This is a genomic window from Aliivibrio fischeri ATCC 7744 = JCM 18803 = DSM 507 (assembly GCF_023983475.1).
Classification (GTDB): Bacteria; Pseudomonadota; Gammaproteobacteria; order Enterobacterales; family Vibrionaceae; genus Aliivibrio; species Aliivibrio fischeri.
The window spans coordinates 238,689-261,576 of the sequence record NZ_CP092713.1 but is presented as its reverse complement, the minus strand read 5'-3'; the positions used below and the strand labels follow the sequence as shown (position 1 = coordinate 261,576).

Sequence of the window (22,888 nt, the reverse complement as noted above, 5' to 3'; positions counted from 1 at the left end):
AACAATAAGTTAGATAGTGTCATCTAATTTAAAAAGCTGCTCATCAAGTAGTTTAGTAAGGATCTCCGCTTGATTTGAGAAATTAGCATTGTCCAACCCAAATGAACCAACACCTCCCTCAACAACAATCGTATGATCTTTACCTTCATCATCTGTAATCGAGAGCGTTAAATCATCACCATCTTCAGAGATGGTTATATGTTCAAGTAAATCATTAAGATCATTTTGATGAATATCATCATTTAATATTTCAGTAATATCAATTAAGTCTTCACCTTTAGTGAAATCTTTAATGGTATCAATTCCTGAATCAGCACCTTGATCAACCCATTTAAAGATGTCATCACCAATACCCCCAACTAAGATATCATCTCCAAGACCACCTATTAGAATATCGTTACCTTGATGAGCAAAGATAACGTCATCTTCATCGCGACCAATAACCACATCATTACCGGTTGAACCACTTAATGAATGATTGATCTGTATATTCGTTTCATCAGAAGGACTAACATTAAGCGTTGCTTGCTGTAAATACTCAACACCTTCGCCATCAATGACAGTATAGGCAAGTTCATATGTAACCGATTTACCACTATCAATGAGAGTCGGGTTATCGATAGGTTGGAATAAGTAACTTCCATCTTTACTAATCAATAAATTACCGTAATCAGTTACAAGCTGAAGCTTCTCTTCATAAAGATTAATGTCCACATTTTCTGAGGATGCATTTCCATCTTGATCTATAACTTTTAATACATTGATTTTAGATGCCTCAATAACAAGCTCTGAGTTAGCAATTCCAGTTAAAGAACCAGTAAGTGCTCCTTGCTGCCCAATAGTAGGTTTAAGCTGAGGGAGTACCGTATATAACTCTTTATCTTCGATATAAATAACATTATCACTAATATCAGTTAACCCACCTAAATATGGATTATTTGTACCATCATTTATAACGCCTACCGCTTTGACTTCTTTATCTTCAATGAACTCATTCCATTGAACTAAAAGATCTACAGGTATTACTTCGTTATTGTGGCCATCACTAATAAAGTAAATCACATCATTTGTATTTGATAAATCAACGTCATTCGGAATCTTATCATTCGAATACCCATCAAGTATCGCATAGATAGCTTCACTATAATCTGTTCCTCCCCCTATATGGTAAGGGTCAGAAATCATCTCAATCTCGATAGCACCTTGTAGATGAGTAATTGCATCAGCAACAGAATACCACCCTAAAGAGGTGGCTGTGTCATTTTCATCATCATAATAACGATTATCAAAATCAATCAGTTGAACTTGCACTGTTCCTGAATTTGGTTGATTTTGAATATCTTCTAATAGCTTAATAGATGATTCTAAGACTAATTGCATTCTTTCTTTATCATCGACTTCCACATCTCCCATGCTTCCTGATGAATCAAGAGCAAGAGTAATTAATGTTGTCGGTAATGAACCACCCTGATCAACTAAAATATCTTGCGGTAAGGTTGCTTCAGCCTCCCCAGAAGAAGTATCAGAATTTGATGCTTCAATCGCTGTTGCTGTCGCCTTTAATGTAAAGTCAGATTCAGACTTAGGAACTTGAATACTCAGGTTACTGAAATCAACAGTCTGATTTCCCGTACCAACAGGAAGAATCCAACTACCCGTAGCCTCATCATAAGTACCAATCGGCTGCTTATTCTCATCTAAAATTACTGCATTTTCACTTAGTCCAGACAACACTAACGATTCCAGCGACTCACTGCCATCAAGGTCTGTAACACTTGCCGATAGATCTAATGGGATCTCAACATTTTGTATGATCGTATAACTACCGTCAGGATTTAGCTCAACGATCGCATCAGAAAACACAAGTCGTTCAATTTGATATAACTGATCTCCATTATCTTCTGGTGCTGTATGATCGTAGCCCGTATCACGCCCCAATGTATCTGTAACTACCCAGTGATCAACGCCTCCACCATGTGATCCACCTTGGTTCGTAATTAAATATTCATCGATGCTTCCGCTATAAATAACGGCATCAATACCAGAATCAAGAGGACCTGTACCACCATAAATAGAGTCATTTAACCCGCCACCAACAAAAACATCATTGCCTGTTCCGTGAATAGAATCACCAATTAAGTTATCACCTAATGGAGTACCTATGATTAAGTTATTTCCATCATCAGCAACAACCATCGCAGCGTTGTAAGTTACATTGCCAACCCCAGGAATAGTGCCGCCATTTTCAAAATATTCTTTAATCGCTTCAACATCACTAGTATCAAAACTAGGTGCTGAATTAGTAATAACTGGCTCGCCTAAAACTAAAGAAACCGTTGGTTTATCTGCTTGAGCATTAACAACCATTTCTGCAGTTCCTGTTGAGGTTTTATGCCCATCGCTCACCGTAATCGTAAATTCAACAGGTGAGTTACTATCGAAATGTTTATTTTCAACTGGAGTAAATATAGCCCCAATGACTTCATCGCCATTGAAAATAAGTTCTAAAGAACCAAATGCTGGATCAACGGTAATATTAGTTAGAGTAACATCATCACCATCCAAATCACTTATCAGTAACTCACTTAAATTTAGTGGAATAGCTACATCTTCATACGTTTCACTAAATACTGAGTTATCAACAATTGGAGCATTATTCGTGGCTTTATCAGTACTATCGGTAGAAATAGTAATAACACCAGTATCAATCGCATCATCACTGTCTATCGCTTGATAGTGAATATCTTCACTTACCATGGCATCAACAACTTCAACACCTTGTAGAGTCAAATTAGAATTTGATGATGTCGAACCTTCACCATGAATGGTATAAACTCTAATTTGGTCAAAACCGCTATCAAGTTGAATATTGGCAGTAAACTCGCCACTACCATCATAAATACCGTTATTTTCATCATCAAAGGTATAAGGACTTTCACCAACTAAAACCCCATCTTTGAAAAGTAATACTTGAACTTTGGCATCAGCACTGCTGTTTTCTGAATAATTTCCCCAAACACTACCAAAGTCTATATTAACTTCAGTTATTACTACCTCTGTTGTATTTGGTGACCCAACATTGCTGAAATCAATTTCAACATAATCTTTTGTTTTTACATCGATTTCACTGTTACCAACACCTAAACCTGTTTCTTGAGCAACGTTATCATAATAAAGCGTTTCAGGGGTTAGCGTGCTGGTATTATCAGGACTATCTCCGGTAAATTGTCCACCAGAAATAATAACACCACTTGCTAATGTAAATGAGTTAACACTTCCGTTTGAGTAATTTGGAGCAAAGTCTTCTTGAGCATTAAAACTTAAATCATCATTGATCGATCCATCCAGAACATATTCAATTTGATCTGACTCCGTTAATATTGTCGAAGATGTAATTTCAGTTTTAGTATCTCCATCAACAACATAAAGCGTACCAAACTCTGGCGAATCCGTTATCGTAATGTCTACAAACTTGTTATCTGTATCGTTTTCGTCATCTTCAAGATCACTGACATATGCGTCGAAACTAAATTGAGTGCTAATATCATCAACCAGCTGAATGTCAAAATCATTAGCAATAGGATCTGCATTGATAGTGACATCTTGTATTACTTCAGTCTTATTACCTGCAATATCTATTGCTGTTACGGTTAATGCATTTGCTCCTTCATTTAACTGATAAGGAAGAGATATGGTGTATTCACCATTCTGATTTGCTGTTACTTCATCGGTGGTATGAATAACACCATCTTTATCGGTATAAGTAATAGTAACCTTAGCACCAGCTTCAGTTACACCGGTGATATCTGGCGTTGTATTATTCGTTACGGTATCAGAGTTTGAACCTGTATTAGTATTATCTGTAATATCAGAAATAATACCTAAATCACCATCCCCAACCGTTTCCGTCAGCACTTTAGTATCAACCGTTACATCTTGTGTAGTTGATACGGTATTTCCTGCTGAATCAACGGCAACAATATCAATAAGGTTAGAACCTTCCGCCAAAGCGTGCAAAATTGCGATGGTATAAACACCGTTAGCACTTGCTGTACTCGTAGCTGTGCGTAACGTGTCTGATGCGTCCCTATAGGTAATGGTTACCTTAGCACCTGCTTCTGTTACGCCCGTGATATCAGGCGTTGCATCATTAGTTATTGTGTCATCATTAGAGCCACTATTTGTAGCATCAGTGATATCTGAAGTGATACCAGTATTTCCATCGCCATCGGTTTCCGTCAGAACGTCAGTATCAACAGTATGTGTTGATGTCACCTTACTTTCTACGGTATTACCTGCATCGTCACTTGATTTCACAACAACTTCAAACTCGGTATCCTCAGCCAAGTCACTACCCGCAACCTCAACACTCCAAGTACCATCCTGATTAACTACCGTTTCGTAAGATTGACCATTGATAATCATAGTAACAACATCATCTTTACTGATGTCACCACCAATTGCGGTACCCGTAACTATTATGGTCTCACCACTTTCGCTAGCATTAATAACATCATCTTCTGTGATATTAGCAACCGTAACAGCGCCAGCTTCTACTAAGGTATCAATTACCGCAACGTCTTCGCCAGTCTCTGATTCATTTCCATATTGATCCGTTAGCGTTGCAGTAACTTTAATCTCATTACCTTCACCAGGACTTGGGAACGTTGTTGTTATAGTACCAGCGATTAAATGAGCACCTGTTAAAGTGCTCTCTTTTGTTGTGGTACCATCACTTACGGTAATGATCTCACCTTCTAAAGCTCCTGTCGGCAAACCAATGCTCACATTAATATCACCCACCAACTCAGAAGCACTAATTAAACCATCATTAGGACTACTATCTTCTGTGATCACTACGGTTGGTGCAGCGCCGTCAGTACCAGTCTGAGTATCAACAGTGTGAAGCGATGTAACTTTACTCTCGACTATATTGCCCGCATCATCACTTGAGCTGACAGATACTTCAAATTCGGTATCTGCCGCTAAATCACTACCTTCAACAGCCACACTCCAACTACCATCTTGATTAACCGTAGTTTCATAAGATTGCCCATTGATAATCATGGTGACAACATCATCTTTACTTATATCACCACCTATTGCTGTACCTGAAACCATGATGGTCTCGCCACTTTCGCTAGCATTAATTACATCATCTTCAGTGATATTATCTACAATCACAGTACCTGCATTTGCAGAAGTATCTAAAACAAAATCAAGTGTATTTGAGCCAGAGACATTACCCGCAGCATCGGTCTCACGAACCGTAATTGAATTAGCACCTTCGGTAGCGGTTGGCGCATCAGTCGTCCACGCACCATTCACGAAGTACTCAACCGTATTACCATCTTCACTTGGCGTGACCGTAAATGAACCGTCATTCGTTAATAAATCACCATCACTAATACCCGAATCAACATCCAATGTGATCGTCGGAGCATTTGGCGCTTGCGTATCCAAAACAAAATCAAGTGTATTTGAGTCAGAAACATTGCCTGCCGCATCAGTTTCACGAACTGTAATTGAGTTATTACCTTCAACCACAGCAGGAGGTGTTGTTGACCAACTGCCATCTGCAGCCTGATATTCAACTGTATTACCAACTTCGCTTGGGGTTACTGTGAATGAGCCATCGTTAGTTAGGAAATCATTACCTAGTTTGCCACTGTCTGTATCTAAAGTGATGGTTGGAGCGTTCGGTGCTTGCGTATCCAAAACAAAATCTAGTGTACTCGAGCCAGAGACATTGCCTGCAGCATCAGTCTCACGAACCGTAATTGAGTTATCACCTTCAACCACTGCAGGAGCATCAGTTGTCCACTCACCATTAACGAAATACTCAACCGCATTGCCATCTTCGCTTGGCGTGACGGTGAATGAACCGTCATTCGTTAATAAATCACCATCACTAATACCCGAATCAACATCCAATGTGATCGTCGGAGCGTTCGGCGCTTGCGTATCAAGCACAAAATCAAGTGTATTTGAACCAGACACATTACCTGCCGCATCTGTCTCTCGCACCGTAATGGAGTTGTCGCCTTCAACCACAGCAGGAGCATCAGTCGTCCACGCACCATTCACGAAGTACTCAACCGTATTACCATCTTCACTTGGCGTGACCGTAAATGAACCGTCATTCGTAAGTAGATCACCATTACTAATACCTGAATCAACATCCAATGTGATGCTTGGAGCATTTGGCGCTTGCGTATCTAAAACAAAATCAAGTGTATTTGAACCAGACACATTACCCGCCGCATCAGTTTCTCGGACCGTAATTGAGTTGTCGCCTTCAACCACAGCAGGAGCATCAGTCGTCCACGCACCATTCACGAAGTACTCAACCGTATTACCATCTTCACTTGGCGTGACCGTAAATGAACCGTCATTCGTAAGTAGATCACCATGACTAATACCTGAATCAACATCCAATGTGATCGTCGGAGCATTCGGTGCTTGCGTATCCAAAACAAAATCTAGTGTACTCGAGCCAGAGACATTGCCTGCAGCATCAGTCTCTCGAACCGTAATTGAGTTAGCACCTTCGGTAGCGATTGGCGCATCAGTCGTCCACTCACCATTCACGAAATACTCAACCGTATTACCATCTTCGCTTGGGGTTACTGTGAATGAACCATCGTTAGTTAGGAAGTCATCACCCAACTTACCACTGTCCGTATCAAGAGTAATTGCTGGTGCATTCGGGGCTTGCGTATCAAGCACAAAATCAAGTGTACTCGAGCCAGACACATTACCTGCCGCATCTGTCTCTCGCACCGTAATGGAGTTGTCGCCTTCAACCACAGCAGGAGGTGTTGTTGACCAACTGCCATCTGCTGCCTGATATTCAACCGTATTACCAACTTCGCTTGGCGTGACGGTGAATGAACCGTCATTCGTTAATAAATCACCATCACTAATGCCTGAATCAGCATCCAATGTGATCGTCGGAGCGTTCGGTGCTTGCGTATCAAGCACAAAATCTAGGGTATTTGAGCCAGACACATTACCTGCTGCATCTATCTCTCGCACCGTAATTGAGTTGTCGCCTTCAACCACTGCAGGAGGTGTTGTTGACCAACTACCATCTGCAGCCTGATATTCAACTGTATTACCAACTTCACTTGGGGTTACGGTGAATGAACCATCGTTCGTAAGTAGATCACCATTACTAATACCCGAGTCAGTATCTAGTGTGATCGTCGGAGCATTCGGCGCTTGCGTATCTAAAACAAAATCTAATGTACTCGATCCAGAGACATTGCCTGCAGCATCAGTTTCACGAACTGTAATTGAGTTAGCACCTTCGGTAGCGGTTGGCGCATCAGTCGTCCACTCACCATTAACGAAGTATTCAACAGTATTGCCGTCTTCACTTGGCGTGACCGTAAATGAGCCATCGTTAGTTAAGAAATCATTACCTAGTTTGCCACTGTCTGTATCTAAAGTGATGGTTGGAGCATTTGGCGCTTGCGTATCCAAAACAAAATCTAGGGTATTTGAACCAGACACATTACCCGCAGCATCAGTTTCTCGAACTGTAATTGAGTTATCACCTTCAGCCACAACAGGAGCATCAGTCGTCCATGCACCATTCACGAAGTACTCAACCGTATTACCATCTTCACTTGGCGTGACCGTAAATGAACCGTCATTCGTTAATAAATCACCATCACTAATACCCGAATCAACATCCAATGTGATGGTCGGAGCATTCGGTGCTTGCGTATCAAGCACAAAATCTAATGTACTCGAACCAGACACATTACCTGCCGCATCTGTCTCTCGGACCGTAATTGAGTTGTCGCCTTCAACCACAGCAGGAGGTGTTGTTGACCAACTGCCATCCGCCGCTTGATATTCAACTGTATTACCAACTTCGCTTGAGGTTACTGTGAATGAGCCATCGTTAGTTAGGAAATCATTACCCAACTTACCGCTGTCGATATCTAAAGTAATCGTCGGTGGATTCGGTGGAATTTCATCTATATCTGTTACTGTAATATCAAAACTTTCTTGGCTTGTTGAGCCATAAGTAGACGTCGCAATGATGGTAATGGAATGAGAATCTGCTACTTCATGATCAAGATTACCAATTAACGTCACCACACCTGTGGTTGCATCGATAGCAAACAGACCTTTTGCAATATCTGCATCTGAGAGTTTATAGCTAACCTCATCTCCATCAGGATCAACGGCTAGGCCCGTAATATTTACAACCGACCCAATTTCAGCATTCTCTGATAAGGTATTATCCGCTGCATTCGAGTCCGTTACCGGACCTACATCGTTATCGGTATCGCCACCGCCCGGTGTCGAACCATCAGCATCCGTCACCGTAATATCAAAACTTTCTTGGCTTGTTGAGCCATCGGTCGATGTCGCAATGATGGTAATGGAATGAGAATCAGCCACTTCGTGATCTAAATTACCAATTAACGTCACCACACCTGTGGTTGCATCGATGTCAAATAACCCTGCATCAATGTCTGCTTGTGATAATGCATAAGTCACCTCATCACCATCTGGATCTGTCGCAAGGCCAGTGATATTTACGACCGAGCCCACTTCAGCATTCTCTGAAATCGTATTATCCGCTGCATTACTGTCAGTAACAGGACCTAAATCATTATCGGTATCGCCACCGCCCGGTCTCGAACCATCAGCATCGGTCACTGTAATATCAAAACTTTCTTGGCTTGTTGAGCCATCAGTAGACGTTGCAATAATGGTGATAGAGTGAGAATCGGCGACTTCGTGATCTAAATTACCAATCAGCGTCACCACGCCTGTAGTGGCATCGATAGCAAACAAACCTTTCGCAATATCTGCATCTGAGAGTTTATAACTAACATCATCCCCATCGGGATCTGTCGCAAGACCTGTAATATTTACAACCGTGCCTACTTCTGCATTTTCAGAAATCGTATTATCCACTGCATTACTGTCAGTAACAGGACTCACATCGTTATCGGTATCACCGCCACCCGGTGTCGAACCATCTGCATCCGTTACTGTAATATCAAAACTTTCTTGGCTTGTTGAGCCATCGGTCGATGTCGCAATGATGGTGATAGAATGAGAATCTGCTACTTCATGATCTAAATTACCAATCAGCGTCACCACACCTGTGATTGCGTCGATTTCAAATAACCCAGTATCAATGTCTGCTTGTGATAATGCATAAGTTACATCATCGCCATCTGGATCTGTCGCAAGACCTGTAATGTTTACAACCGACCCAATTTCAGCATTCTCTGATAAGGTATTTTCAGCAGTATTCGAATCCGTTACTGGACCTACATCGTTATCCGTGTCGCCACCGCCCGGTGTCGAACCATCTGCATCCGTTACTGTAATATCAAAACTTTCTTGGCTCGTTGAGCCATCGGTCGATGTCGCAATGATGGTGATAGAATGAGAATCTGCTACTTCATGATCTAAATTACCAATTAACGTCACCACACCTGTGGTTGCATCGATAGCAAACAAACCTTTCGCAATATCTGCATCTGAGAGTTTATAACTAACATCATCCCCATCGGGATCTGTCGCAAGACCTGTAATATTTACAACCGTGCCTACTTCTGCATTTTCAGAAATCGTATTATCCACTGCATTACTGTCAGTAACAGGACTCACATCGTTATCGGTATCACCGCCACCCGGTGTCGAACCATCTGCATCCGTTACTGTAATATCAAAACTTTCTTGGCTTGTTGAGCCATCGGTCGATGTCGCAATGATGGTGATAGAATGAGAATCTGCTACTTCATGATCTAAATTACCAATCAGCGTCACCACACCTGTGATTGCGTCGATTTCAAATAACCCAGTATCAATGTCTGCTTGTGATAATGCATAAGTTACATCATCGCCATCTGGATCTGTCGCAAGACCTGTAATATTTACAACCGTGCCTACTTCTGCATTTTCAGAAATCGTATTATCCACTGCATTACTGTCAGTAACAGGACTCACATCGTTATCGGTATCACCGCCACCCGGTGTCGAACCATCTGCATCCGTTACTGTAATATCAAAACTTTCTTGGCTTGTTGAGCCATCGGTCGATGTCGCAATGATGGTGATAGAATGAGAATCTGCTACTTCATGATCTAAATTACCAATCAGCGTCACCACACCTGTGATTGCGTCGATTTCAAATAACCCAGTATCAATGTCTGCTTGTGATAATGCATAAGTTACATCATCGCCATCTGGATCTGTCGCAAGACCTGTAATGTTTACAACCGACCCAATTTCAGCATTCTCTGATAAGGTATTTTCAGCAGTATTCGAATCCGTTACCGGACCTACATCGTTATCCGTGTCGCCACCGCCCGGTGTCGAACCATCTGCATCCGTTACTGTAATATCAAAACTTTCTTGGCTCGTTGAGCCATCGGTCGATGTCGCAATGATGGTGATAGAATGAGAATCTGCTACTTCATGATCTAAATTACCAATTAACGTCACCACACCTGTGGTTGCATCGATAGCAAACAAACCTTTTGCAATATCTGCATCAGAGAGCTTATAACTAACCTCATCACCATCTGGATCTGTCGCAAGGCCAGTGATATTTACAACCGACCCAATTTCAGCATTCTCTGAAATCGTATTATCCGCTGCATTACTGTCAGTAACAGGACCCACATCGTTATCCGTGTCGCCACCGCCCGGTGTCGAACCATCTGCATCGGTTACTGTAATATCAAAACTTTCTTGGCTTGTTGAGCCATCAGTCGATGTCGCAATGATGGTGATAGAGTGAGAATCGGCTACTTCGTGATCTAAATTACCAATTAACGTCACTACACCTGTAGTGGCATCGATTTCAAATAACCCTGCATCAATGTCTGCTTGTGATAATGCATAAGTTACATCATCGCCATCTGGATCTGTCGCTAGGCCCGTAATGTTTACAACCGCCCCAATTTCAGCATTCTCTGACAAAGTATTTTCAGCTGCATTTGAATCTGTAACAGGACCTACATCGTTATCGGTATCGCCACCGCCCGGTCTCGAACCATCAGCATCGGTCACTGTAATATCAAAACTTTCTTGGCTTGTTGAGCCATCAGTAGACGTTGCAATAATGGTGATAGAGTGAGAATCGGCGACTTCGTGATCTAAATTACCAATCAGCGTCACCACGCCTGTAGTGGCATCGATAGCAAACAGACCTTTCACAATATCTGCATCTGAGAGCTTATAACTAACCTCGTCACCATCTGGATCTGTCGCAAGGCCCGTAATATTTACAACCGACCCAATTTCAGCATTCTCTGATAAGGTATTTTCAGCAGTATTCGAATCAGTTACCGGACCTACATCGTTATCGGTGTCACCGCCACCCGGTGTCGAACCATCTGCATCGGTTACCGTAATATCAAATGATGCTTGGCTTGTTGAGCCATCGGTAGAAGTGGCAATGATGGTGATAGAATGAGAATCAGCGACTTCATGATCAAGATTACCAATCAGCGTCACCACGCCTGTGGTTGCATCGATAGCAAACAGACCTTTCGCAATATCTGCATCAGAGAGTTTATAACTAACCTCATCTCCATCAGGATCAACGGCGAGGCCCGTGATATTTACAACCGACCCAATTTCAGCATTCTCTGACAAAGTATTTTCAACAGTATTCGAATCCGTTACTGGACCCACATCGTTATCGGTGTCGCCACCGCCCGGTGTCGAACCGTCTGCATCCGTTACTGTAATATCAAAACTTTCTTGGCTTGTTGAGCCATCGGTCGATGTCGCAATGATGGTGATGGAATGAGAATCGGCTACTTCATGATCTAAATTACCAATCAGCGTCACCACACCTGTGATTGCGTCGATTTCAAATAACCCAGTATCAATGTCTGCTTGTGATAATGCATAAGTTACATCATCGCCATCTGGATCTGTCGCAAGACCTGTAATGTTTACAACCGACCCAATTTCAGCATTCTCTGATAAGGTATTTTCAGCAGTATTCGAATCCGTTACCGGACCTACATCGTTATCCGTGTCGCCACCGCCCGGTGTCGAACCATCTGCATCCGTCACCGTAATATCAAAACTTTCTTGGCTTGTTGAGCCATCAGTAGACGTCGCAATGATGGTAATAGAGTGAGAATCGGCTACTTCATGATCTAAATTACCAATCAGCGTCACCACGCCTGTAGTGGCATCGATAGCAAACAAACCTTTCGCAATATCTGCATCAGAGAGTTTATAGCTAACCTCATCTCCATCAGGATCAACGGCTAGGCCCGTAATATTTACAACCGACCCAATCTCAGCATTCTCTGACAAGGTATTTTCAGCAGTATTTGAATCTGTTACCGGCCCCACATCGTTATCGGTATCGCCACCGCCCGGTGTCGAACCATCCGCATTTGTTACCGTAATATCAAAACTTTCTTGGCTTGTTGAGCCATCAGTCGATGTCGCAATGATGGTGATAGAATGAGAATCCGCAGTGTCGTGATCAAGATTACCAATCAGCGTCACCACACCTGTGGTTGCATCGATAGCAAACAAACCTTTTGCAATATCTGCATCAGAGAGTTTATAACTAACCTCGTCTCCATCAGGATCAACGGCGAGACCCGTAATATTTACAACCGAGCCCACTTCTGCATTCTCTGACAAGGTATTTTCTGCTGCATTTGAATCTGTAACAGGACCGACATCGTTATCCGTGTCGCCACCGCCCGGTGTCGAACCATCTGCATCCGTTATTGTAATATCAAAACTTTCTTGGCTTGTTGAGCCATCAGTCGATGTCGCAATGATGGTAATGGAATGAGAATCTGCTACTTCATGATCAAGATTACCAATCAGCGTCACCACACCTGTAGTGGCATCGATAGCAAACAAACCTTTTGCAATATCTGCATCAGAGAGTTTATAACTAACCTCATCGCCATCAGGATCAACGGCGAGACCCGTAATATTTACAACCGACCCAATTTCAGCATTCTCTGACAAGGTATTTTCAGCAGTATTCGAATCCGTTACTGGACCCACATCGTTATCCGTGTCGCCACCGCCCGATGTCGAACCATCTGCATCGGTTACTGTAATATCAAAACTTTCTTGGCTTGTTGAGCCATCAGTAGACGTCGCAATTATGGTGATAGAGTGAGAATCCGCAGTGTCGTGATCAAGATTACCAATCAGCGTCACCACGCCTGTAGTGGCATCGATAGCAAACAGACCTTTTGCAATATCTGCATCTGAGAGTTTATAACTAACATCATCCCCATCGGGATCTGTCGCAAGACCTGTAATATTTACAACCGTGCCTACTTCTGCATTTTCAGAAATCGTATTATCCGCTGCATTACTGTCAGTAACAGGACTCACATCGTTATCGGTATCACCGCCACCCGGTGTCGAACCGTCTGCATCCATCACCGTAATATCAAAACTTTCTAGACTTGTTGAGCCATCGGTCGATGTCGCAATGATGGTAATAGAGTGAGAATCAGCGACTTCATGATCAAGATTACCAATCAGTGTCACCACACCTGTGATTGCGTCGATTTCAAATAACCCAGCATCAATGTCTGCTTGTGATAATGCATAAGTCACATTATCGCCATCTGGATCTATCGCAAGACCTGTAATATTTACAACCGTGCCAATCTCAGCATTCTCTGACAGGGTATTTTCTGCTGCATTTGAATCTCTAACAGGACCCACATCGTTATCGGTGTCGCCACCGCCCGGTGTCGAACCGTCTGCATCGGTTACCGTAATATCAAAACTAGCTTCACTTGTTGAGCCATCCGTTGACGTCGCAATGATGGTGATAGAATGAGAATCCGCAGTGTCGTGATCAAGATTACCAATCAGCGTCACCACGCCTGTGATTGCGTCGATTTCAAATAACCCAGCATCAATGTCTGTTTGTGATAATGCATAAGTCACCTCATCACCATCTGGATCTGTCGCAAAGCCAGTGATATTTACAACCGTGCCAATCTCAGCATTTTCTGAAATCGTATTATCCGCTGCATTACTGTCAGTAACAGGACTTACATCGTTATCCGTGTCGCCGCCACCCGGTGTCGAACCGTCTGCATCCATCACCGTAATATCAAAACTTTCTAGACTTGTTGAGCCATCGGTCGATGTCGCAATGATGGTAATAGAGTGAGAATCAGCGACTTCATGATCAAGATTACCAATCAGTGTCACCACACCTGTGATTGCGTCGATTTCAAATAACCCAGCATCAATGTCTGCTTGTGATAATGCATAAGTCACATTATCGCCATCTGGATCTATCGCAAGACCTGTAATATTTACAACCGTGCCAATCTCAGCATTCTCTGACAGGGTATTTTCTGCTGCATTTGAATCTCTAACAGGACCCACATCGTTATCGGTGTCGCCACCGCCCGGTGTCGAACCATCTGCATCCGTTACCGTAATATCAAAACTAGCTTCACTTGTTGAGCCGTCAGTAGACGTCGCAATAATGGTAATGGAATGAGAATCCGCAGTGTCGTGATCAAGATTACCAATCAGCGTCACCACGCCTGTGATTGCGTCGATTTCAAATAACCCAGCATCAATGTCTGTTTGTGATAATGCATAAGTCACCTCATCACCATCTGGATCTGTCGCAAAGCCAGTGATATTTACAACCGTACCAATCTCAGCATTCTCTGACAGGGTATTTTCTGCTGCATTTGAATCTGTAACAGGACCCACATCGTTATCGGTGTCGCCACCGCCCGGTGTCGAACCATCTGCATCCGTTACCGTAATATCAAAACTAGCTTCACTTGTTGAGCCATCGGTAGACGTCGCAATAATGGTAATTGAATGAGAATCGGCTACTTCATGATCAAGATTACCAATTAACGTCACCACGCCTGTGGTTGCATCGATAGCAAACAGACCTTTCGCAATATCTGCATCTGAGAGTTTATAGCTAACCTCATCTCCATCAGGATCAACGGCGAGACCTGTAATATTTACAACCGACCCAATCTCAGCATTCTCTGACAGGGTATTATCCGCTGCATTTGAATCTGTAACAGGACCCACATCGTTATCGGTGTCGCCACCGCCCGGTGTCGAACCGTCTGCATCCGTTACCGTAATATCAAATGATGCTTGGCTTGTTGAGCCATCCGTTGACGTCGCAATGATGGTGATAGAATGAGAATCCGCAGTGTCGTGATCAAGATTACCAATCAGCGTCACCACGCCTGTGATTGCGTCGATTTCAAATAACCCAGCATCAATGTCTGTTTGTGATAATGCATAAGTCACCTCATCACCATCTGGATCAACGGCGAGGCCCGTGATATTTACAACCGTGCCAATCTCAGCATTCTCTGGCAGGGTATTTTCTGCTGCATTTGAATCTGTAACAGGACCCACATCGTTATCGGTGTCGCCACCGCCCGGTGTCGAACCGTCTGCATCCGTTACTGTAATATCAAAACTTTCTTGGCTTGTTGAGCCATCAGTAGACGTCGCAATGATGGTGATAGAATGAGAATCGGCTACTTCATGATCTAAATTACCAATCAGCGTCACCACACCTGTAGTGGCATCGATAGCAAACAAACCTTTCGCAATATCTGCATCTGAGAGTTTATAGCTAACCTCATCTCCATCAGGATCAACGGCGAGACCTGTAATATTTACAACCGACCCAATCTCAGCATTCTCTGATAAGGTATTATCCGCTGCATTCGAGTCCGTTACCGGGCCCACATCGTTATCGGTGTCACCGCCACCCGGTGTCGAACCATCTGCATCCGTTACCGTAATATCAAAACTTTCTTGGCTTGTTGAGCCATCAGTAGACGTCGCAATGATAGTGATAGAATGAGAATCAGCGACTTCATGATCAAGATTACCAATCAGCGTCACCACACCTGTGATTGCATCGATAGCAAACAGACCTTTTGCAATATCTGCATCTGAGAGTTTATAGCTAACCTCATCTCCATCAGGATCAACGGCTAGGCCAGTGATATTTACGACCGAGCCCACTTCAGCATTCTCTGAAATCGTATTATCCGCTGCATTACTGTCAGTAACAGGACCTAAATCATTATCGGTATCGCCACCGCCCGGTCTCGAACCATCAGCATCGGTCACTGTAATATCAAAACTTTCTTGGCTTGTTGAGCCATCAGTAGACGTTGCAATAATGGTGATAGAGTGAGAATCGGCGACTTCGTGATCTAAATTACCAATCAGCGTCACCACGCCTGTAGTGGCATCGATAGCAAACAGACCTTTCACAATATCTGCATCTGAGAGTTTATAGCTAACCTCGTCACCATCTGGATCTGTCGCAAGGCCCGTAATATTTACAACCGACCCAATCTCAGCATTCTCTGACAGAGTATTATCCGCTGCATTTGAATCTGTAACAGGACCCACATCGTTATCCGTGTCGCCACCGCCCGGTGTCGAACCATCTGCATCCGTCACCGTAATATCAAAACTTTCTTGGCTTGTTGAGCCATCAGTAGACGTCGCAATGATGGTAATAGAGTGAGAATCGGCTACTTCATGATCTAAATTACCAATCAGCGTCACCACGCCTGTAGTGGCATCGATAGCAAACAAACCTTTCGCAATATCTGCATCTGAGAGTTTATAGCTAACCTCATCTCCATCAGGATCAACGGCGAGGCCCGTAATATTTACAACCGACCCAATTTCAGCATTCTCTGACAAAGTATTTTCAACAGTATTCGAATCCGTTACTGGACCTACATCGTTATCCGTGTCGCCGCCGCCCGGCGTCATTCCATCTGCATCGGTTACTGTAATATCAAAACTTTCTTGGCTTATTGAGCCATCGGTAGACGTGGCAATGATGGTGATAGAATGAGAATCAGCGACTTCATGATCAAGATTACCAATCAGCGTCACCACGCCTGTGGTTGCATCGATAGCAAACAGACCTTTCGCAATATCTGCATCAGAGAGTTTATAACTAACCTCATCTCCATCAGGATCTGTCGCAAGACCTGTAATGTTTACAACCGTGCCAATCTCAGCATTCTCTGACAGGGTATTTTCTGCTGCATTTGAATCTGTAACAGGACCCACATCGTTATCCGTGTCGCCACCGCCCGGTGTCGAACCACCTGCATCCGTCACTGTAATATCAAAACTTTCTTGGCTTGTTGAGCCATCAGTAGACGTCGCAATGATGGTAATGGAATGAGAATCGGCTACTTCATGATCTAAATTTCCAATCAGCGTCACCACGCCTGTGGTTGCATCGATGTCAAATAACCCAGCATCAATGTCTGCTTGTGATAATGCATAAGTCACCTCATCGCCATCTGGATCTGTCGCAAGACCTGTAATGTTTACAACCGTGCCAATCTCAGCATTCTCTGACAGGGTATTTTCTGCTGCATTTGAATCTGTAACAGGACCCACATCGTTATCGGTGTCGCCACCGCCCGGTGTCGAACCATCTGCATCCGTTACTGTAATATCAAAACTTTCTTGGCTTGTTGAGCCATCAGTAGACGCCGCAATGATGGTAATGGAATGAGAATCAGCGACTTCATGATCAAGATTACCAATCAGCGTCACCACGCCTGTGATTGCGTCGATTTCAAATAACCCAGCATCAATGTCTGCTTGTGATAATGCATAAGTCACATTATCGCCATCTGGATCAACGGCCAAACCAGTAATATTGACTTTATTACCTATCGTTATATTTTCTGAAACTGCATTTATTTTTTCATCACCATCAACAATATTACTGATAGCGCTATTTTTAGTATCTTTAGTTATTCCATTATCAAAGCTACCTGTATCTCGATATGCTTTATATTGTTCTAACAATGTTAAACTTTGAGTTTTAGATAAACCAATAGCCTCTAAAGAAGAAGTATCAAAATCTGTTTCGGCAATTATACTTTCGCCTGTTCTTTCAATTTCAATCGATGTAGTTAAACTAGAACCAGAATCTTCACCTGCTGCGGGGGCTTCAGTTATTAAAGAAGGATCCTCACCATCAAGAATTGCATTTAGAATCTCTTCAATATTTTTATCATCTTCCGGAATATCATTAACATCTAAAGATATATTTCCATTATCACTTTCAAGTAAAATTTCTCCGGGTAATACTTTATCGCCTGCATTGATTAATTTTAAATTACCATTTTTATCAATGACAATAAGTTGTTCTTTGCTTGCTGAGATATTTAAGTCCATGAAGAGATTCCCAAATCCATTTATTCACACCAACTATCACAACTCAATACAATAGCCATTCACAAAATAAATTTATCACAAATTTAACATCTCTTCCACAAACCGACCGCAACTAAAACCAGATAAGTAACGTATGTTATCGGTCTTTTTTTCATGATTTCTTAATTTTACGCCTGAGCTCACAAATGTGATATTTATTCCAAAATAAACGTAACATTATTTAACAGAGGTAAATTATTTTTATCTTTTTTAAGAAAAACAAGCTAACAGTCTCAATTATGAGCCTGATAAAGTTTGCTTTTTTATTCCGCTTTTACCGAAACCTTCAACTTTATTTTATTTTATTTGTGCCAAAATGTTACTAATTATATTTCAACAAGTTATTTTTTGCTTTTCAAGTCAACATAACGTAGCATTTCTAACAAATAGTACACATAATAAGTACAGAGTAATGACATTATGTTATTATTAACTCATTGATAAAATTGTTAATATCTTCTTCATTTATGGTTTAAAGATACGATTATTAGGAGAAACACTTTGAAATGGATAAAACTCGCAACATGCAGCAGTTTGCTTGTTTTGAGCGTATCTTCACAAGCTCAAACTTTAGAGCAAGCAATATCTCAAACCTTAACGACGAATCCTGAGGTAAAGAAAGCTTATAACTCTTATATGAGCTTTGTTGAGGATAGTAATAGTGTTGATGGTAATTATTTACCTTCTATAGATCTTGATGCTGGTATTGGATATGAACAAATCAACCCAGCAAGCGGAAACGACACAAGCTTAACCCGAAAAGATGCAACGCTATCTCTAACCCAATTAATCTGGGACGGCTCAAACACGATCAATGATATGGATCGAACGGAAGCTGAAGCTGAATCTGCAAGATTACAACTATTATCTTTAGCTGAAAACAAAGCTCTTGATGTGTCACAAGTTTATTTAGATGCGGTTAAAGCAACTGAAATTCTCGCGTTATCTGAAAGCAATCTAGCTATTCATAAGAAAATCTATAAAGACATAAAAAAACGTGCTGCATCAGGAATTGGCTCTACGGCTGATGTATCTCAAGTTGAAGCTCGTATCGCTAGAGCTCATGGTAATTTACTTGCTGCTCAAAATAACCTTTTTGATACTCATACGGTATTTACACAAATTGTAGGATCACCTCCTCAAGCTCTTATATATCCAAGAGCAGATGCGAATACCTTACCTTTAAGTTTACAAGAAGGTATTGATAGAGCATTTAAACATCATCCAGTAATTTTAACTGCTCAATCAGATATTCAAGCAGCTAAATTTCAATATGCGCAATCAAAAAGTAATAACTACCCAACATTTTCTTTAGAAGCAGCTCAAACATGGCGTGATGACGCGGGAGGCATTGAAGGCAATAGTGACGAGTTTTCTGCAATGGTTCGCATGCGCTATAACCTATACAATGGCGGCACGGATAGCTCTCTATCTGAAAAAAGCGCATATCAATTAAATATGGCGAAAGATTTGCGAGATAGTGCTTATAGAAATGTAGAACAAGGCCTTCGCTTATCTTGGAGTGCGCTAGATTTAACCTTACAGCAAAAAGAATTTTTAGCCGATCACGTTGATGCAGCAACAGATACCGTTATTGCTTATGAAAAACAATATCGTATAGGTAAACGTACACTACTTGATTTACTCAATACTGAAAATGAACTTTTTGAAGCAAGAAAATCATATCTTGATGCTCACTATGCAGAACAATTTGCAAAATACAGAGTATTACACGCAACTGGAACATTATTACCATCATTGCTAATCGATACTCCACAAGAGTGGGACAATAAAAATGAAAAAGAAGAGGAGAAATAATTATGAAGCAATCAATTTACCCTCTAATTATTGCTAGCCTTTTCTTAACTGGCTGTGTTTCAGGTGATAAAGATTACATTGAAACACCTACATCAGATCAAATCGCAGATTTAAGAGATGATGACAATGACGGCGTAATTAACGCAAGAGACATTTGTCCTGGGACCCCTAGAGGCGCTCAAATTGACAATGATGGTTGTGCTGAATATGTCGAACATTCAGATAAAAAAGATCTGAAGATCTTGTTTGCAAATGACTCATCAGAAATATCTCCAATATTCAAAACCGAAATACGCACCATGGCGGAATTTTTAGAAGAGTACCCTGAAACATCGATTCAACTACAAGGATTTGCAAGCCAACAAGGTAATGCTGAATATAATATTCGCTTATCAGAATTACGAGCTGCTGCTGTACGTGTCGCTTTAATCGAATATGGCGTTGATCCTCAACGTATTGAAACCATAGGCTTTGGTGACACATTATTAACAGCTAAAGGCGACTCAGCCGTTAGCCATGCCCTAAACCGTCGTGTAGTAGCGACAGTCGTTGGATTTAAGGGTGATGTTGTCAATGAATGGAATATTTTTACATCCCGTAAAAAGAGATAGCATTATCTAACCAAAAAAAGCCCCTCAGTGAAATTCATTGAGGGGCTTTTTATTACAAAATAGAAGGAGCTTAACTTACCGCTCTTACCTTTCCGGTTTTCAATTCATTTAATACTTGTTCTTTTGGCCCATCAGCAATGATATGACCCTTCTCCATTACAATAATTCGATCGACTACATCCAACATTGATGTTTTATGCGTGATAAGGATTAACGTTTCAGCGGACTTTAAATGAGAAAGCTGATTTTTAAATAACATCTCAGTACGATTATCCATACAACTTGTTGGTTCATCTAACAACAAAACAGGTGGTCGACCAATTAATGCACGGGCAATAGCAACAGATTGACGTTGTCCACCAGATAATAACAATCCACCCTCACCGACTTGACGCTCTAATCCAGCAGGATCCTGCTGTGTAAAAGCGGTGACGCCAGCGCGATTAGCCGCATCCATTATCTCAGCATCGTCAGATAACTCACGTCCAAGAGAGATATTCTCACGTATGGAACCATAAAATAGAGTTATATCCTGAGGAACGCAGCCTATATTGCGTCTAACATCAACATGGTGTAATTGTGATATATCGGTATCATCAATACGAACAGAACCCGATGTAGGCTTATACAGGCCCATAATGAGACGTTCTAATGTTGTTTTCCCTGAGCCAATTCGACCAATAATAGCGACCTTCTCTCCAGGATTAATCGTAAGACTAATATCACGAACAGCGGACACTTCAGCTCCAGGGTAATTAAAGCTCACCTTATCAAGCTCTATTTTACCTTGCAGTATTGGACGGTGAATATATCGCTTATCTTCCTCTTGCTCATCAGGCATTGCCATTAATTCTTCGATAATCGTCATTGATGATTTAGCTTGATTATAACGACTTGATAGTAAAGAAATTTGAACCAAAGGACCGATAGCTTTGCCACTTAACATTGTTGATGCAATTAACCCTCCCATCGTTAGATCGCCATTAGAGATAAGATAAACACCAACAATAATCATCCCTATATTTACGGCCTGTTGAACAAAACCTGCCATATTTTGAATCGAATCAGTGATTCTTCGACTTTTAATACTCCAATTAGAGATATGTGTAACAGCTTCTTCCCAGCGGTATTGATACTGACTTTGTGCATTGAATATCTTCAACGTTTCTAAACCCACTAAACTTTCAATCAAGTTAGCGTATTTTTGTGATGATAAGCGAGAGCCTTCCTCAATTGTTTTCTTTAATGGTCCTTGGATTATGGCGGCATGAATCAACAGTAATGTAATACCAACAACTGGTACTAATACAATTGGACCAGCAACAAGATAAATAATAAATAAGAATAAAAGTGCAAAAGGTAAATCAATAAGTGATGCTATCGTTGCTGAGGTAAAGAAATCACGAATAGACTCAAACTCTTGTAAATGCCTTGCAAAGGCTCCAACAGAAGCTGGCTTGGCCTCCATTCGAATTCCTAATACTTTTTGAAATAACTTTGAAGAAATCAATACATCAGATTTTTTACCTGCTACATCAATAAAATAGCCTCTTAAGTATTTCAAAATAAAATCAAATACAAAGACAACAAAAATACCAGAAGCTAATACCCATAGAGATTCGAACGCTAAATTAGGTACAACTTTATCGTACACCAGACGGGTAAACATTGGTGTAGCGATTGCAAATATATTAATCAAAATAGAAGCAATAAATACATCTCGATAAATATGCTTCGATTCAAACAAAGTGCTCCAAAACCAATGACCTTCACGCTTTTTTAAAATCTCAGGTGAGCGATCATCATATCTGAACTGTTTTTTTAATAAGATATACCTACCAATATATTGAGCTTCTAAGTCTTCAACGGAAATAGATATAGGTAACATATCCGAGCTTAATGTAATAATTTCAGCTTCTTTTCGCTCAGCATCAAACCCGATTAAAACACACGACTCTCCCCCTTTTAGCAATAAAACAACAGGTAAAATAAGTTGAGGAATAGAAAGTAACTCGCCTTGGTTTTCTTTTGCTACTAAACCTGCTCTTTCTGCTGCACGAGAGAATAAAAATGGCGTTAACTTACCATCTTGTAATGGCAATCCATTAATCAAAGCTTCTGGTGAATTTATTTGTCCGTAATAACGACTTACATAGCAAAGTGAATGTAATAATGAATCCTTCATA

The 22,888-nt window shown here is 41.4% G+C and carries 4 protein-coding genes; 2 read left to right on the top strand and 2 right to left on the bottom strand.

What is annotated here, in order from left to right; all coding sequences use genetic code 11:
• Positions 1-9: 9 nt before the first annotated feature.
• Complete coding sequence (locus tag AVFI_RS14755) at positions 10-18,234, bottom strand: cadherin domain-containing protein (RefSeq protein ID WP_252653963.1); 18,225 nt, start codon at positions 18,232-18,234, stop codon at positions 10-12.
• 540 nt (positions 18,235-18,774) lie between these two features.
• On the opposite strand from AVFI_RS14755, the gene AVFI_RS14750 reads away from it, so the two are divergent.
• Together AVFI_RS14750 and AVFI_RS14745 are read left to right on the top strand one after the other, a co-directional pair.
• Entirely contained in the window at positions 18,775-20,091 is a 1,317-nt protein-coding gene (locus tag AVFI_RS14750) for a TolC family outer membrane protein (RefSeq protein WP_005423893.1), read from the top strand.
• Positions 20,092-20,093: 2 nt separating this feature from the next.
• Positions 20,094-20,702 carry an OmpA family protein gene (locus AVFI_RS14745; RefSeq protein WP_005423894.1) on the top strand — a complete coding sequence of 203 codons (609 nt, stop codon included), beginning with the start codon at positions 20,094-20,096 and terminating at the stop codon, positions 20,700-20,702.
• Positions 20,703-20,772: 70 nt separating this feature from the next.
• On the opposite strand, the gene AVFI_RS14740 is transcribed toward AVFI_RS14745, so the two are convergent.
• Positions 20,773-22,887: a type I secretion system permease/ATPase gene (locus AVFI_RS14740; protein WP_188863781.1), complete on the bottom strand. Its 2,115-nt coding sequence runs from the start codon at positions 22,885-22,887 to the stop codon at positions 20,773-20,775.
• Between the last annotated feature and the right edge of the window lies 1 nt (position 22,888).